At 66.0% G+C, this 13,588-nt stretch carries 15 protein-coding genes; 4 read left to right on the plus strand and 11 right to left on the minus strand.

Features of this window, described 5'->3' with window-relative positions; genetic code table 11:
• Position 1: 1 nt before the first annotated feature.
• The 9 genes from tolQ to C8C96_RS11640 form a co-directional block, all read right to left on the minus strand.
• Positions 2 to 715, minus strand: a complete 714-nt coding sequence (gene tolQ, locus C8C96_RS11600; protein WP_121942404.1) for a protein TolQ — start codon at positions 713 to 715, stop codon at positions 2 to 4.
• Positions 712 to 1,131 carry a tol-pal system-associated acyl-CoA thioesterase gene (gene ybgC, locus C8C96_RS11605; protein ID WP_056065182.1) on the minus strand — a complete coding sequence of 140 codons (420 nt, stop codon included), beginning with the start codon at positions 1,129 to 1,131 and terminating at the stop codon, positions 712 to 714. Before ybgC ends, tolQ begins: the two co-directional genes overlap by 4 nt.
• A 20-nt stretch (positions 1,132 to 1,151) precedes the next feature.
• Positions 1,152 to 2,336, minus strand: a complete 1,185-nt coding sequence (locus C8C96_RS11610; protein WP_121942405.1) for a pyridoxal phosphate-dependent aminotransferase — start codon at positions 2,334 to 2,336, stop codon at positions 1,152 to 1,154.
• A gap of 118 nt (positions 2,337 to 2,454) precedes the next feature.
• Entirely contained in the window at positions 2,455 to 2,994 is a 540-nt protein-coding gene (gene nusB / locus C8C96_RS11615; RefSeq protein WP_056064843.1) for a transcription antitermination factor NusB, read from the minus strand.
• Positions 2,991 to 3,455, minus strand: coding sequence for a 6,7-dimethyl-8-ribityllumazine synthase (ribH, locus tag C8C96_RS11620; protein WP_015015031.1), 465 nt, complete (start codon positions 3,453 to 3,455; stop codon positions 2,991 to 2,993). Before ribH ends, nusB begins: the two co-directional genes overlap by 4 nt.
• Before the next feature lie 19 nt (positions 3,456 to 3,474).
• Positions 3,475 to 4,596, minus strand: a complete 1,122-nt coding sequence (ribBA, locus tag C8C96_RS11625; protein ID WP_099730764.1) for a bifunctional 3,4-dihydroxy-2-butanone-4-phosphate synthase/GTP cyclohydrolase II — start codon at positions 4,594 to 4,596, stop codon at positions 3,475 to 3,477.
• Positions 4,597 to 4,821: 225 nt separating this feature from the next.
• On the minus strand, positions 4,822 to 5,118 hold the full coding sequence (locus C8C96_RS11630; protein ID WP_056064834.1) for a 2Fe-2S iron-sulfur cluster-binding protein: 297 nt from the start codon (positions 5,116 to 5,118) through the stop codon (positions 4,822 to 4,824).
• 12 nt (positions 5,119 to 5,130) lie between these two features.
• Positions 5,131 to 5,769, minus strand: a complete 639-nt coding sequence (locus tag C8C96_RS11635) for a DUF938 domain-containing protein (RefSeq protein WP_121942406.1) — start codon at positions 5,767 to 5,769, stop codon at positions 5,131 to 5,133.
• A gap of 566 nt (positions 5,770 to 6,335) precedes the next feature.
• Complete coding sequence (locus tag C8C96_RS11640) at positions 6,336 to 6,617, minus strand: DUF427 domain-containing protein (protein WP_056064826.1); 282 nt, start codon at positions 6,615 to 6,617, stop codon at positions 6,336 to 6,338.
• Positions 6,618 to 6,934: 317 nt separating this feature from the next.
• Between C8C96_RS11640 and C8C96_RS11645 the strand changes: the two genes are divergently transcribed.
• A complete protein-coding gene (locus tag C8C96_RS11645; protein ID WP_121942407.1) occupies positions 6,935 to 7,843 on the plus strand; it encodes an SDR family oxidoreductase in 909 nt (302 codons plus the stop codon).
• 71 nt (positions 7,844 to 7,914) lie between these two features.
• Positions 7,915 to 9,441: a glutamate--cysteine ligase gene (gene gshA / locus C8C96_RS11650; RefSeq protein ID WP_121942408.1), complete on the plus strand. Its 1,527-nt coding sequence runs from the start codon at positions 7,915 to 7,917 to the stop codon at positions 9,439 to 9,441.
• A 94-nt stretch (positions 9,442 to 9,535) separates the two neighbouring features.
• Here the strand turns inward: gshA and C8C96_RS11655 are convergent, their stop codons facing one another.
• Both C8C96_RS11655 and C8C96_RS11660 read right to left on the minus strand, forming a co-directional pair.
• Complete coding sequence (locus tag C8C96_RS11655) at positions 9,536 to 9,706, minus strand: oxidoreductase-like domain-containing protein (protein WP_121943983.1); 171 nt, start codon at positions 9,704 to 9,706, stop codon at positions 9,536 to 9,538.
• Positions 9,707 to 9,762: 56 nt separating this feature from the next.
• Positions 9,763 to 10,014 (minus strand): hypothetical protein, encoded by a 252-nt coding sequence (locus C8C96_RS11660; RefSeq protein ID WP_121942409.1) that lies wholly within the window; start codon positions 10,012 to 10,014, stop codon positions 9,763 to 9,765.
• Between the two features lie 94 nt (positions 10,015 to 10,108).
• Here C8C96_RS11660 and ylqF point away from each other — a divergent pair, with 94 nt between their 5' ends.
• Both ylqF and C8C96_RS11670 read left to right on the plus strand, forming a co-directional pair.
• On the plus strand, positions 10,109 to 11,095 hold the full coding sequence (ylqF, locus tag C8C96_RS11665; protein ID WP_121942410.1) for a ribosome biogenesis GTPase YlqF: 987 nt from the start codon (positions 10,109 to 10,111) through the stop codon (positions 11,093 to 11,095).
• Positions 11,096 to 11,266: 171 nt separating this feature from the next.
• Complete coding sequence (locus C8C96_RS11670) at positions 11,267 to 13,543, plus strand: bifunctional diguanylate cyclase/phosphodiesterase (RefSeq protein WP_121942411.1); 2,277 nt, start codon at positions 11,267 to 11,269, stop codon at positions 13,541 to 13,543.
• Positions 13,544 to 13,588: the final 45 nt, after the last annotated feature.

A 13,588-nucleotide genomic window follows, 5' to 3' on the forward strand; every position in this document is an offset into this window, starting at 1 on the left:
ATCAGTGGCCCGAGGCCGTGTGGCCTGAGGACGCGGGCTGGGCGCCCAGGTTGCGCTGCAGGATGTTGGAGAACTCTTCGATGAAGGTCTCCTGGTGCGTGGCCACGCGGTCAATGTCGCGTGCAAAGCGGTTGTAGGCGATCACGGCCGGGATGGCCGAGAACAGGCCGATGGCGGTGGCGACCAGCGCCTCGGCGATGCCTGGGGCCACGGTAGCGAGCGTGACCTGTTCCATGCCTGCAAAGCCGGTGAAGGCGTGCATGATGCCCCACACGGTGCCGAACAGGCCGACATACGGCGATACGGAGCCGACCGATGCCAGGAAGGAAAGGCTCGACTCGACCACATCCATCTCACGCTGGAAGCTTGCACGCATGGCGCGGCGCGCGCCGTCCAGCAAGGTGCCTGGGTCGGTGATGCGGCGTTCACGGAGCTTTTGGTATTCGCGCATCCCGCTGGCAAAAATGCGTTCCATGGGGCCGGCCTGCTTGGCGTTCTGGGCGGCCGCTGCGTACAGGTCGTTCAGGCTGGTGCCCGACCAGAACTCGCGCTCGAAATCCTCGTTCAGTGTCTTCACGCGCTTCAAGGCAAACAGCTTGCGGAAGATGGCGGCCCAACTGGCCACCGACACGCCCAGCAGCAGCAGCATCACGAGTTGCACCACCCAGCTGGCGTGCAGCACCAGGGAGATGATGGACATGTTTTGGGAATTCATGGTGTGAGTTGTTCCAGGAGGGTGCTTGGAATTCTGGCGGGGCGCAGGGTGGCGGCATCCACCCATCCGATGCGGATGGTGCCTTCGGTCAGCAAGGTCGGGGGCTGGTCGGTCATCTGCTCTGGTTTCAGGAGCGCCTGCTGCACTATTGTCAACGATGCGCGGCCACTGCTTTGCAGGGCGGCAGTAACAATCAGTTCATCGTCCAGCCGCGCGGGGCGGTGGTAGCGCAGCTGCGCGTCGGTTACGACAAACATGCCGCCGGTTTGTTCCCGCAACTGCTGTTGGCCCACACCCAACGAGCGCAGCCACTCGGTGCGCGCGCGCTCAAAGAACTTGAGGTAGTTGGCGTAGAACACGATGCCACCGGCATCGGTGTCTTCCCAGTAGATCCGGATCGGAAATTCAAACGCCATCGTGGGGTCGCTCGCCTTCGTCATCCAAGCAGCTTGCGCAGCCGCTCCACGGACTCCTGCAATTGCGCCATGGAGTTGGCGGTCGAGAAGCGGATGAAGCGCTCGGGCTCGGCCGTACCAAAGTCGCGCCCCGGTGTCACGGCGATGCGCGCGCGGCGCATCAGCTCAAACGCAAAGTCCCAGCTGCCGCTCACGCCCAGGCGCTGCGCGGCCTGCGTGCAGTCGGCCCAGGCATAGAAGGCGCCATCAGGCATCACAGGCACATTCAGACCCAGCGACTGCAGGGCGGGTATGAAGAAGTCGCGCCGAGCCTTGAACTCGGCGCGGCGGCGTTCGTATTCGGCAATGCTCTCTGCCTCGAAGCAGGCCAGCGCTGCATGCTGCGACACGGTGCTAGCGCAGATGAACAGGTTCTGCGCCAGGCGCTCGACCACCGGCACCATGGCCTCGGGCACCACCATCCAGCCCAGGCGCCAGCCGGTCATGTTGAAGTATTTGCTGAAGCTGTTGATGCTGATGATGTTGTCGTCGATGGCGAGCGCGGTGTGGCCAAACTCTTCCTCGTACGACAGGCCCAGGTAGATCTCGTCGATCATCGTGATGCCGTCTTGCGACCGCACCACGTCATGGATGCGGCGCAGCTCATCGGGCGCTATCGAGGTGCCCGTGGGGTTGGAGGGCGAGGCCAGCAGCACGCCGCGCGTTTTTTCATTCCATGCCGCACGCACCTTGTCGGCGCTCAGCTGATAGCGCTCGGCGGCCGTGGTGGGCAGCAGCACGGCCTTGCCTTCTGCGGCGCTCACAAAGTGGCGGTTGCAGGGGTAGCTCGGGTCGGGCATCAAAATTTCGTCGCCCGACTCGATGAGCGCCAGGCACGCCAGCTGCAGCGCGGCCGATGCACCGGCGGTGACCACGATGCGGCGTGCAGGCACGTTGACGCCAAAGCGGCTCTGGTACCAGCCGCTGATGCGCTCGCGTAGCGCATCCAGCCCCAGCGCGTTGGTGTATTGCGTGGCGCCGTTGTGCACGGCGCGGGCTGCGGCTTCCTGCACCAGGGGCGGGGCGGTGAAGTCGGGCTCGCCGATGTTCAGGAAGATCATCGGTTCGCGCGTGCCCGCCACCTCGCGGGCCAGGGCCTGCGCGGCCTTGGCGACCTCCATCACATAGAACGGTTCAATGCGCTCGGCGCGCGTGGAAAACTTCATGGAATGGCATCCTGCCCCGACCGGGCCCCTTGTGGACGTGGTGGCGTGAGGGCGTAGAAAGAAAAGAAACCAAGCCGCCCCGGTTCAACGGGCAGGGCGGCAGCGGGGCGGTGGCAGGTCAGGCAGCGCCCGCGCCTGCGGCCTTGTCGGCCGCCACTTCCACGGCGCGCAGTTGGGGGGCCAGGCCGTTGAGCACGGCGTTCACGTACTTGTGGCCGTCCGTGCCGCCAAATTCCTTGGCGAGTTCGATGCATTCGTTGAGCACCACGCGCCAGGGCACATCCAGGCAGTTCTGGAACTCGTACACGCCGATCCACATGGTGGCGTGTTCGATGGGCGAGATCTCGGCCATCTTGCGGTCCAGCAACGGGGTGATCAATGCGTCCATGCTGGCGGCATGCTCGATGCAGCCATGCAGCAGCGCGTCGTAGTGCGCCGAGTCAGCCTTGTGGAAGCCCGCCAGGTCGCGCGTGAACGCATCGATGGCAGTAGCGTCGTTGCCGCCCACCAAGTGCTGGTACAGCGCCTGCAGTGCGAATTCGCGTGCACGGCTGCGGTTGGACTTGGAGGCGGCCTTGCGCGTGCCCGTGCTTTTGAGGCCGGTGCGGGTTTGCTTGGGCGGACGTGCCGACGATGGCGTAGGGGTGTTTTCGCTCATGACAGTTCGTCCAGCAGGTTGGCCATTTCCACCGCCACGCGGGCCGCGTCCACGCCCTTTTCGGTCTGGCGGGCGATGGCCTGTTCCATGTTCTCGGTGGTGATGATGGCGTTGGCAATCGGGATCTGGTAGTCCAGCGACAGGCGCGTGACGCCCGCGCCGGATTCGTTGGCTACCAGCTCGAAGTGGTAGGTCTCGCCGCGGATGATGCAGCCCAGCGCGATCAGCGCGTCGTACTCGTCGCTCTCGGCCATGGCCTGCAGGGCCACGGGCACTTCGAGCGCGCCGGGCACCAGCACATGCTTGATGTGCTTTTCCTGCACGCCCAGGGCCAGCAGCTCTGCGCGGCAGGCAGCAGCCAGGGTGTTGGTGATGCTCTCGTTGAAACGGGCCTGCACGATGCCGATGTGCAGCTTCTTGCCGTCCAGTTTGTCTGCGGTGCCTTTGTCTGCGCCAAACATAGTGATCCTGTTCCTGTCTTTATTCTTTGGGGATGAAGCCGGTGATTTCGAGGCCGTAGCCTGTCATGCTGGGCATGCGGCGCGGCTGGCCCATCAGGGCCATCTTGTGCACGCCGCATTCGCGCAGGATCTGCGCGCCCACGCCGTAGGTACGCAGGTCCATGCGGCCGCGCTCGGGCGCCTGGGCGGAGCGGGCGGTGCCTTCAAACTGCGCCAGCAGCTGGGAGGCGCTTTCGCCGCAATTGAGCAGCACGGCCACGCCCTTGCCTTGTTTGGCCAGGTATTGCAGGCTGGTGTCCAGGCCCCAGGAGTGCATGGAGCGGTTGACTTCGAGCGCATCGAACACCGACAGCGGCTCGTGCACACGCACGGGCACCACGTCGTCGGCGCTCCACTGGCCCTTGACCAGCGCCAGGTGCACGGCCTGGCTGGGCTTGTCGCGGAAGGCATGGGCGGTGAACTCGCCATACGCCGTCTGTAGTGTGCGCGTGCCGACCTTTTCGACCAGCGACTCGTTGCGGCTGCGGTATTCGATGAGGTCCGCGATGGTGCCGATCTTGAGGCCGTGCTCGGCGGCAAACAGCTGCAGATCGGGCAGGCGGGCCATGGTGCCGTCGTCCTTCATGATCTCGCAGATCACCGATGCGGGGCTGCAGCCCGCCATGGCGGCCAGGTCGCAACCGGCTTCGGTATGGCCTGCGCGCATCAGCACGCCGCCGTCCACTGCCTGCAGCGGGAAGATGTGGCCGGGCTGCACCAGATCGCTGGGCTGGCTGTTGCGGTCCACCGCCACCTGCACGGTGCGGGCGCGGTCGGCGGCCGAGATGCCGGTGGTCACGCCCTCGGCGGCTTCGATGGAGACGGTGAACGCCGTGCTGTACACCGTGCCGTTGCGCGCTGCCATGGGCGGCAGCTTGAGGAACTCGCAGCGCTCGCGGCTCAATGTCAGGCAGATCAGGCCCCGGCCGAAGCGGGCCATGAAGTTGATGGCCTCGGGCGTCACATGGTCGGCGGCCAGGACGAGGTCGCCTTCGTTTTCGCGGTCTTCTTCATCCACCAGGATGACGATGCGCCCGGCGCGCATCTCGGCCACGATGTCCTCGACGGGCGAGATCGGCACGGGGGTGAGGGGGGTGTTCATGGAAGGTCGGGGCTTTCTGTGGAGCCTCTGGCGGTTGCCAGCTGGCGGTGTGCTGCAGCACAGGTCCCCGTGGCCGAAGGCAACTGTCGTGCCTCCAAGAAACCGCCCCAAAGAACATGCGATGCGGCGCTGCCGCACGTCAAAGGGGCATCGTGCCCCCAAAGCCCTGGATTTTAGTGCACCGGGGCCTGCTTGGTGTTTGAAAGGCGCGGTGCCTGACGCAGATCAGATGGCGCTGCCCTGCAGCACCACGTCCGACGTGGGGTAGGCCACGCAGGGCAACACGCAACCTTCTTCCTTTTCTTCGGCCGTGAGGCCTGGCCATTCGATGGCGTAGCGCACCGTGCCTTCGACCAGCTGGCCCAGGCAGGTGCGGCAGGTGCCGTTGCGGCAGGAGCTGGGCCAGTCGATGCCGCCTTGCTCCATGGACAGCAGCAGCGGCTGCTCGGGCCAGGCGTCGCACTGGGTGCCATCGGGCTCGACCTTGGCGATGAAGAAGGGGGCGGCGGTGGGTGTCGTCATGGACGTGTCTCTTCAGGGTTGGTGGGCGGCGTGGGTCCACACCAGCAGCAGGTTGTTGGCGGGCATCGCGTGCCGCGCGGCCAGTTGCAGGCCGGCCTGGGCGGCCACCGCCATCACGTCTTCGATGCGGCGGATGCCCCAGGCGGCGTCCTGCGCGCGCAGGCTGGCGTCAAAGGCCAGGTTGCCGGGGGCGGTGGGCACGCCGTCTTCCAGGTAGGGGCCGTAGGTGACCAGGTGGCCGTCTGGCGCCAGGTGGCGGGCGGCGCCCTGCATCAGCCCGGTGCAGCAGGCCCAGGGGGCGATGTGCAGCATGTTGGCGCAATAGACCAGGTCGAACGACGCGGCACCGAATGCCGGGCCGTCGCTGGGCCACTGGTCGTGCAGCACGTCCAGCCGCCGGGGCGCCTGCACGTTGCTGGCACCGGCCTGCGCGGCCCAGCCGGTGATGGAGGCGAAATGGGTGTCCTGCAGGTCGGTGGGCTGCCAGGTCCAGCCGGGCAGGGCGGCTGCAAAGTGCGCGGCATGCTGGCCGGTGCCACTGGCAATCTCCAGCGCGGCGCCGGTGTTGGGCAGCAACGCCAGCAGCTGCGCCAGGATGGGCCCCTGGTTGCGCTCTGCGGCGGGACTGTGCTGAAGGTACGTGGTGGACACTGGTAGACGGAGTGTTTTTGGCCGCTAGCGCTAGTGGATCATGCGCTGGCAGCTATGAAATAAGGAGCGGCCAACCAAGGGCCGACGTGCACTGTACCGCAGACGATTTACCCACCCGTGCTGCCTGTTTTTTCAGCGGCACAAGAAGTTGCCTTGTAAATCAATGACTTAAGACTGTCATACAAGGTTTGTTCACAGTTATCCACAAGATTGTCCAGTGCGGGCAGGGATAACCAGGGGTTTGGATGCCTGTGAAGGGGTATCGGCCGCACGTGGCAAAGGACGTTCTGCAATTGCCTGTTTTTTGAGCAATTCAAGGATATTCCTTGAAAATCAACCACTTAAGCGTGCCATACAAGGCTTATCCAAGGTTATCCACACCATTGTCCAGTGTGCGCCGGGATAACCCGTGCCATGACTTACCGGGTTGCCTAAAAATAAGGCAATGCAGTGCATTTCCTTGCAAATCAAGCACTTGGCGTTGTCATACAGGACTTGCCAAAACTTATCCACACGATTGTCCAGTGCGCGCAGGGATAACCTGCGCAGGGTGCTGTCAGGCCGTTTCAGGCCGTGACCTTCACACCCTTCCAGAACGCGACGCGGCCCTTGATCTCGGCGGCCTCGGGCTTGGGGTCGGCATAGAACCACGCAGCGTCGGTGTTCATCTCGCCGTTGACCAGCAGCGACAGGTAGCTGGCCTGGCCCTTCCAGGCGCAGGTGGTCTTGTGGTTGCTGAACGTGAAGTAGTCGCGGTGCAGCGCGCTTTCGGGAAAGTAGTGATTGCCTTCCACCACCACGGTGTCGTCGCTCTCGGCAACCACCACGCCGTTCCAGATTGCTTTCATGGGAGATCCTTGGGTAAAAATGGCCGATAGCGCAGATGTTACATACGCCAATAGCTATCAAAAAATGAGTTCAGGAGGGCTGCGCCGGCCGCTACCCCGGGGCTGGCGCAGGCACCCATTATTCCCAATGTGCCGCGTGGGCGTGTGCGGTGCTCGGCCTGCTTGGCCGGAGGAGGCGGAGGGGCCAGTCGCCTGTGCAACCTGCTCGGGCCGCGCTGTGGCTTACAGTGCAGCGCGCGGCGCCAGCCCATTCGGGCAGGTGCCAGAGGTTTTTATTCCACTGACCGATTGACCAAGACAACAGGAGAACCTTCACCATGGGTATTGATTTCCAAGGCCGCGTGGCCATCGTGACGGGCGCGGGCGGCGGCCTGGGCCGCCAGCATGCTCTGGCGCTGGCCAAGCGCGGCGCCAAGGTGCTGGTCAATGACCTGGGCGGCGCGGTGGACGGCAGCGGCGGTACCGTGGGTGCGGCGCAGGCCGTGGTCGATGAGATTCGCGCTGCGGGCGGCGAGGCGCTGGCCAATGGCGCGTCGGTCACCGACTTTGCGGCGGTCGAGGCCATGGTGCAGCAGGCCATCGACGCCTGGGGCCGGGTGGACATCCTGGTCAACAACGCCGGTATCCTGCGCGACAAGTCGTTCGCCAAGATGAGCATGGATGACTTCCGCCTGGTGGTGGATGTGCACCTGATGGGCGCCGCCAACTGCTGCAAGGCCGCGTGGCCGCACATGGTGGCCCAGCAATATGGCCGCATCGTGATGACCACTTCGTCCACCGGCCTGTATGGCAACTTTGGCCAGGCCAACTATGGCGCCGCCAAGCTGGCCCAGGTGGGGCTGATGCAGACCCTGGCCATCGAGGGCGCCAAGTACAACATCCACGTGAACGCCCTGGCCCCCACGGCCGCCACGCGCATGACCGAGGGCCTGATGCCCCAGGAAGTGCTGGACGCCTTGAAGCCCGAGGCTGTGGTACCCGCCATGCTGGTGCTGGTGCACGAAAGCGCGCCCACGCGCACCATCCTGTGTGCCGGAGCGGGCACGTTTGAAGCCGCCCACATCACCCTCACCCAAGGTATCCATCTGGGCATTGGCACCGAAGTGCCCGAGCAACTGGCCGCCCGCCTGGCCGAGGTGACGGAGCGGGCGGGCGAGCAAGTACCACAAAGTGGCGCAGCGCAGGGAACCAACGAGGTTGGACGCGCTTTGGCCGCAAGGGCTTGACACCCCTCTGGGCGGGCCAGCGCTCAACGTGCTAAGTTCCGGGCCGACAGAAGTTGGATCGGTATAAACATATGAGCAAACTGCACGAGAGACTGGCCGCCTACCCGGCGGACGCCCTGGGGGAGATTCGCCGTGGCATCGAAAAGGAAGGGCTGCGCGTGCTGCCCACCGGTGGCCTGGCCCTCACACCCCACCCGCTGGCGCTGGGCTCGGCCCTCACACATCCCCTGATCACCACGGACTACAGCGAGTCGCAGCTGGAGTTGATCACTGGCGCCCACAAGGGCGTGCAGCAGTGCCTGGATGAGCTGACCGAGGTGCACCAGTTCGTGCACCACACCCTGAAGGACAGCGGCGGCGAGCTGCTGTGGGCCTCCAGCATGCCCTGCGGCCTGCCCACGGACGAGACCATTCCCATCGGCCGCTACGGCAGCTCCAACGTGGGCCGCGCCAAGAGCGTATACCGCATGGGCCTGGGCCACCGCTATGGCCGGCGCATGCAGACCATTTCGGGCATTCACTACAACTGGTCGCTGCCGGGCGTGGACAGCGAGCAGTATTTCGCGCTGATTCGCAACTTCCGGCGCCACGCGTTTGTGCTGCTGTACCTGTTTGGCGCCTCACCCGCCTTGTGCCCTTGTTTTGTGGAGGGGCGCGAGCACCGCCTGGAGCGCATGGAGGGCGGCAGCGCGCTGTACCTGCCCCACGCCACATCGCTGCGCATGGGCCGCCTGGGCTACCAGAGCGACGCGCAAGCCACGCTGGCAGTGAGCTACAACGGCCTCACGGGCTACGCCAACTCGCTGCACGAGGCATTGACCAAGCCATACCCCGCCTACGAAACGGTGGGTGTGCGCAACCCCGGCGGTGACTACAACCAGCTCGGCACCAGCCTGCTGCAGATCGAGAACGAGTTCTACGGCACCATCCGCCCCAAGCGCACCGTGCGCACGGGCGAGCGCCCGCTGCACGCCCTGCGCGAGCGCGGGGTCGAATACGTCGAAGTGCGCCTGATGGACCTGGACCCGTTCGTGCCCGTGGGCATCACCGCACCCACCATGCGCTTGCTCGACGTGTTTTTGCTGCACTGCCTGCTGTCCGACAGCCCGCCGGACACGCCCGCAGAAATTGCCGAACTCAAGCAGAACCAGCACCTCACCGCCGAGCGGGGCCGCGAGCCCGGCCTGCGCCTGTCGCGCAACGGCCAGAGCGTGCCGCTGACCGAATGGGGCACTGAAGTGCTGGCCGCTTGCGAGCCCTTGGCCGCCGCGCTCGATGCCACCCACGGCACCAACGACTACAGCGTTGCACTGCGCGATGCCCGCGCACTGATGGCTGCGCCCGAGCGCACACCATCGGCCCGCGTGCTGGACAGCATGGCGCGCGAGCACCAGCACCACTTTGAAGCCTTTGCACGGCAGCAGTCCATCGCCGCCCGCGACGCACTGCTGGCCCTGCCCTGGACGGCCGAGCAGCAGGCGCGCTACCTGGCGATGGCCGACGAGTCGATTGCCGCGCAAAAGGCCATCGAAGCCGCAGACACGCTCCCGTTTGAAGAATGGCGCGAGCAGTACATGGCGGTGGAGCAGCTGGGCTGAGGGTGCGACCGTGCCGAGTGGCATGGGCGTGCTATTAATTTGGTAGCTGCCTGGGCATATCGCACTAGCGCTACCAGCCCAAACGGCTTCAAAATCAGTCTTGCAGCTGCAGCAGAGCCTCTTGCCGCCAGTATTCGGCGGCGTCCAGGAATCCTTCCCACACGCAGCCATTGCAGCCGCGCCCACAGCAGGTGGTGGGCTCGGGCGGCGGGTTGCGCAGCGTGATGCCCACATTGGCCGCGCGTTGCTGCAGTTCCGCGAACATGGCTTGTGCCGTGGCGCCGTCCGCAGCCGGTGCCGGGGCCGTCCACTCCGGCAAGGTCACGGCTGGCGGTGCCCCGCCTTGGCGCGGCGCAGGCCGTACTGCACGCCGAATGCTATGCCCAGCACCAGCGCAAACCAGCCCACCAGCGCCGCCTGGGTCATGAGGTCGCGCACGCTGCTGGAGCGGGCGACATAGGGCGCCAACAAGATGACCAGGCCAATAAGGGCCAGGGTCACGCTCTTGAACAGCAGTTCCTTGTCGGCCTTGGTGGCATTGGCTTTGCGCGAGTTGTCGAGAGGGGCTGGCATGGAGGTCAAATAGCGCGGTGGCGTGGTGCAAGTGGGACCGCGATTATCCTTGCCACCCTCAGAACCTGTTGAATCAAGAAGAAAGTACCCCCGCATGGCCATCCAGTGGTTCCCCGGTCACATGCACCTGACCCGCAAAGCCATCACCGAACGCATCAAGGACATTGACGTGGTGATCGAGGTGCTGGACGCGCGCCTGCCTGGCTCCAGCGCCAACCCGCTGCTGGCCGAGATCACGGGCCACAAGCCCACGCTCAAGGTGCTCAACAAGCAGGACGTGGCCGACCCCGAGCGCACCGCGCTGTGGGTGGACTGGTACAACGCCCAGAGCGACACGCGCGCCGTGCCGCTGGATGCGTCCGACCCCGCCCCTGCGCGCAAGCTCATCGACGCCTGCCATCTGCTGTCGCCCAACCGCGGGGGCATGGCCAAGCCCATGCGGGTGCTCATCTGCGGCGTGCCCAACGTGGGCAAGTCCACGCTGATCAACACCTTGACCAACAAGCGCCATGCCAAGACGGGCGACGAGGCGGGCATCACCAAGCTGGAGCAGCGCATCACCCTGGCCGACGACTTCTACCTGTGGGACACGCCCGGCATGCTGTGGCCGCGCATTGTGGTGCCCGAAAGTGGCTACAACCTGGCCGCCAGCGGCGCCGTGGGCCGCAATGCCTACGACGAGGAACTGGTGGCGCTGGAGCTGCTGCGCCGCCTGCAAAAACACTACGCCCCCTTGCTGGAGTCCCGCTACAAGCTGGGCCTGCCTGCGGGGGCCGTGGCCACGATGCACGACGAGGAACTGCTCGCAGCCATCGGCAAGAAGCGCGGCGCCATGCTGGGTGGCGGCAAGGTCAACCTGCAAAAGACGGCCGAGATTGTGATGACGGACTTTCGCACCGCCATCCTGGGCCGCATCACTCTGGAAACGCCCGCCGAGTTTGAAGCCTGGCGTGCTGCAGGCCTGGCCGAAGACGCCAAGCGCCAGGCCAAGAAAGACGCGCGTGCCAAGGCCAAGGGCAAGGGCTCTGGCGTGCGCGAGCAGGGCAGCAACTCGGACCACACGCCCGACGACGGCGAGTGAGGGACGCTCCGTCGGCAACCGGTCCGTGGCGGGGGGGGGTGGCGTAGGCAGGGGCGGTGACAGCGGGGCAGGGGGCTGGGTGTGATGGAGTCCCAACGCTGACGACAATCAAGTCTCGATAGCCGTGATGTATCGAGTTACCATGCCAGTCTGGCAGTTACCGGCTTCACCATGCCCGCTGTTGTCCCTTCATCGCCCCCCGAAAGAGACGATGCCACCACCGAGCAGCTGGTGCGCGTGGGTGCGTGGACCGTGATGCTGGCGGGCACCACCATCGCCGCTTTGCTGCTGCTGGACCGGCCCCTGTCCTGGACGCAGGTGCTGCTCAACCTGGGCGCCGGGGCGATGGGCGGCCTGGCCGTGTTCCTGGGCCACCTGCAGCGCTGGCGCCAGGCAGCCCTGGTGCTGATCTGGGGCGTATGGGCCATGGTCTCGGTGGTCGCTGCCAACAACGGCGGTCTGCGGGGGCCCAACCTGCTCAATTTTCCGGTGCTGATCGTTTTTTCGGGCTGGATCCTGGGCGCGCGGCCCACGCTGCTGCTCACCGGTGCCACAGGCGGGCTGTTCCTGTTTTTTGTCTGGGCAGACTTGTACGACTGGCTGCCACCTGCACGCTACAGCAATCGTCTGGCCTACGTGGCGTATCTGGGGGCCATCCTCGCAGTGACGGCGGCCGCCACCCTGTTGTCGCGCCGCAGCTACCTGCGCCGCGTGCAGGAGGCACGGCTTACCGCCACCAACCTGGCCGCGGTCGATGCCGAGCTGCGCAAGCTGCAGCGCGCGGTGGAGCAAAGCCCCGAGAGCATTGTCATCACCGACCTGGAAGGGCGCATCGAATACGTCAATGCCGCCTTTCTGTCCCGCACGGGCTACGCGCGTGACGAAGCGCTGGGCCAGCTGTCGGCGCAGATCTCCAGCAACGGCCTGGCGCCCGCACAGCGCCAGGGACTGTGCGATACGCTGGCGCGCGGCGACAACTGGGCGGGCGAGCAGGTCAACCGCCGCAAGGACGGCGCCGAGATCACCGAGGCCGTGGTGGTGGCCCCCATCCGCCAGACCGACGGCCGCGTGAGCCACTATGTGGAGCTCAAGCAGGACATCACCGAACGCAAGCGCGCTGCCGACGAAATTCACCGCCTCGCGCATTTCGACGGCCTCACCAGCCTGCCCAACCGGTCCACCCTGATGGAGCGGCTGCACGTGTTGCGCGGGCGTGCGGGTCGCCCGCCTTCCACCCAGCATGCCTTGCTGCTGCTGGACCTGGACCGGTTCACCACTTTCAACGATGCGCGCGGCAGCGAGATGGGGGACCGACTGCTCTGTGCCGTGGCGCTGCGGCTGTCCGAGATCCTGCCGCCCCAAGACCTGCTGGTGCGCGTGGCGGGCGATGAGTTTGCCGTGGTGCTGCATGGCCTGGGGGTGGATGCCTCGCTGGCGGGCCGGCATGCGCTGGCCTTTGCCGAAAAACTGCAGGCCGCCTTGCTGCGCCCCTTGCGTCTGGAGGGCGATGCGCAGGACGCCCAACTGGGCGCCAGCGTGGGTATCACCCTGTACCCCCAAACGTCGGACGACGGTGCACACGATGCGCTGCGGCGCGCGGGCACCGCCCTGCACCGCGCCAAGCAGGCCGGGGGCGGACGGGCTGCGTTTTTTGAGCAGGGCATGGGCGAGGCCGCCGAGCAGCGCTTTCGGGTGGAGCGCGAACTGCGCCATGCCATTGGCGCAGGCGAGCTGCGGCTGCACCTGCAGTCGCAGGTGGATGTGTCGGGCCAGGTCACGGGTGCCGAGGTGCTGGTGCGCTGGCAGCATCCGCGTGACGGCCTGGTGGCGCCGGGCGTGTTCATTCCGGTGGCCGAGGAGTCCGACCTCATCGTCAGCCTGGGCGAGTGGGTGCTGGCCCATGCCTGTGCGCTGCTGGCGCAGCCGGTGTTCCGCGAGCGGCGGTTGCGGCTCTCGGTCAACCTCAGCGCGCGGCAGTTCCGGCAGGCGGGTTTTGTGGGGCAACTGCGGGCAGTGCTGGCTGCCACGGGGGCCGACCCCCGGCTGCTGACGCTGGAGGTGACCGAAGGCCTGGTGATCGACGACTTTGATGATGCGGTGGCCAAGATGCGCTCCCTGGCCGCGCTGGGCGTGGACATGTCGCTGGACGACTTTGGCACCGGCTACTCATCGCTGGCCTACCTCAAGCGCCTGCCCATCCAGGAGATCAAGATCGACCGGTCGTTCGTGCACGAAGCCCCCACCAATGCCGACGATGGCGTGCTGGTCGAAGGCATCTTGTCGGTGGCCCGGCACTTCGGCCTGCGCGTGGTGGCCGAGGGGGTGGAGACCCAGGCCCAGGCCGACTTTCTGCGCCAGCGCGCCCCGGACATCGTGTACCAGGGCTACCTGTTTGGCCGGCCAGAGCCCGATGCACAGTGGCTGGCGCGGTGGGCCCAGCCTGCCTGAGCCCTGCGGCGGCGAGCGCCGAATGAAGGGCTGCCTGATGCGGAA

It is taken from the genome of Acidovorax sp. 100 (genome assembly GCF_003688355.1).
Taxonomy (GTDB): Bacteria; Pseudomonadota; Gammaproteobacteria; order Burkholderiales; family Burkholderiaceae_C; genus Acidovorax; species Acidovorax delafieldii.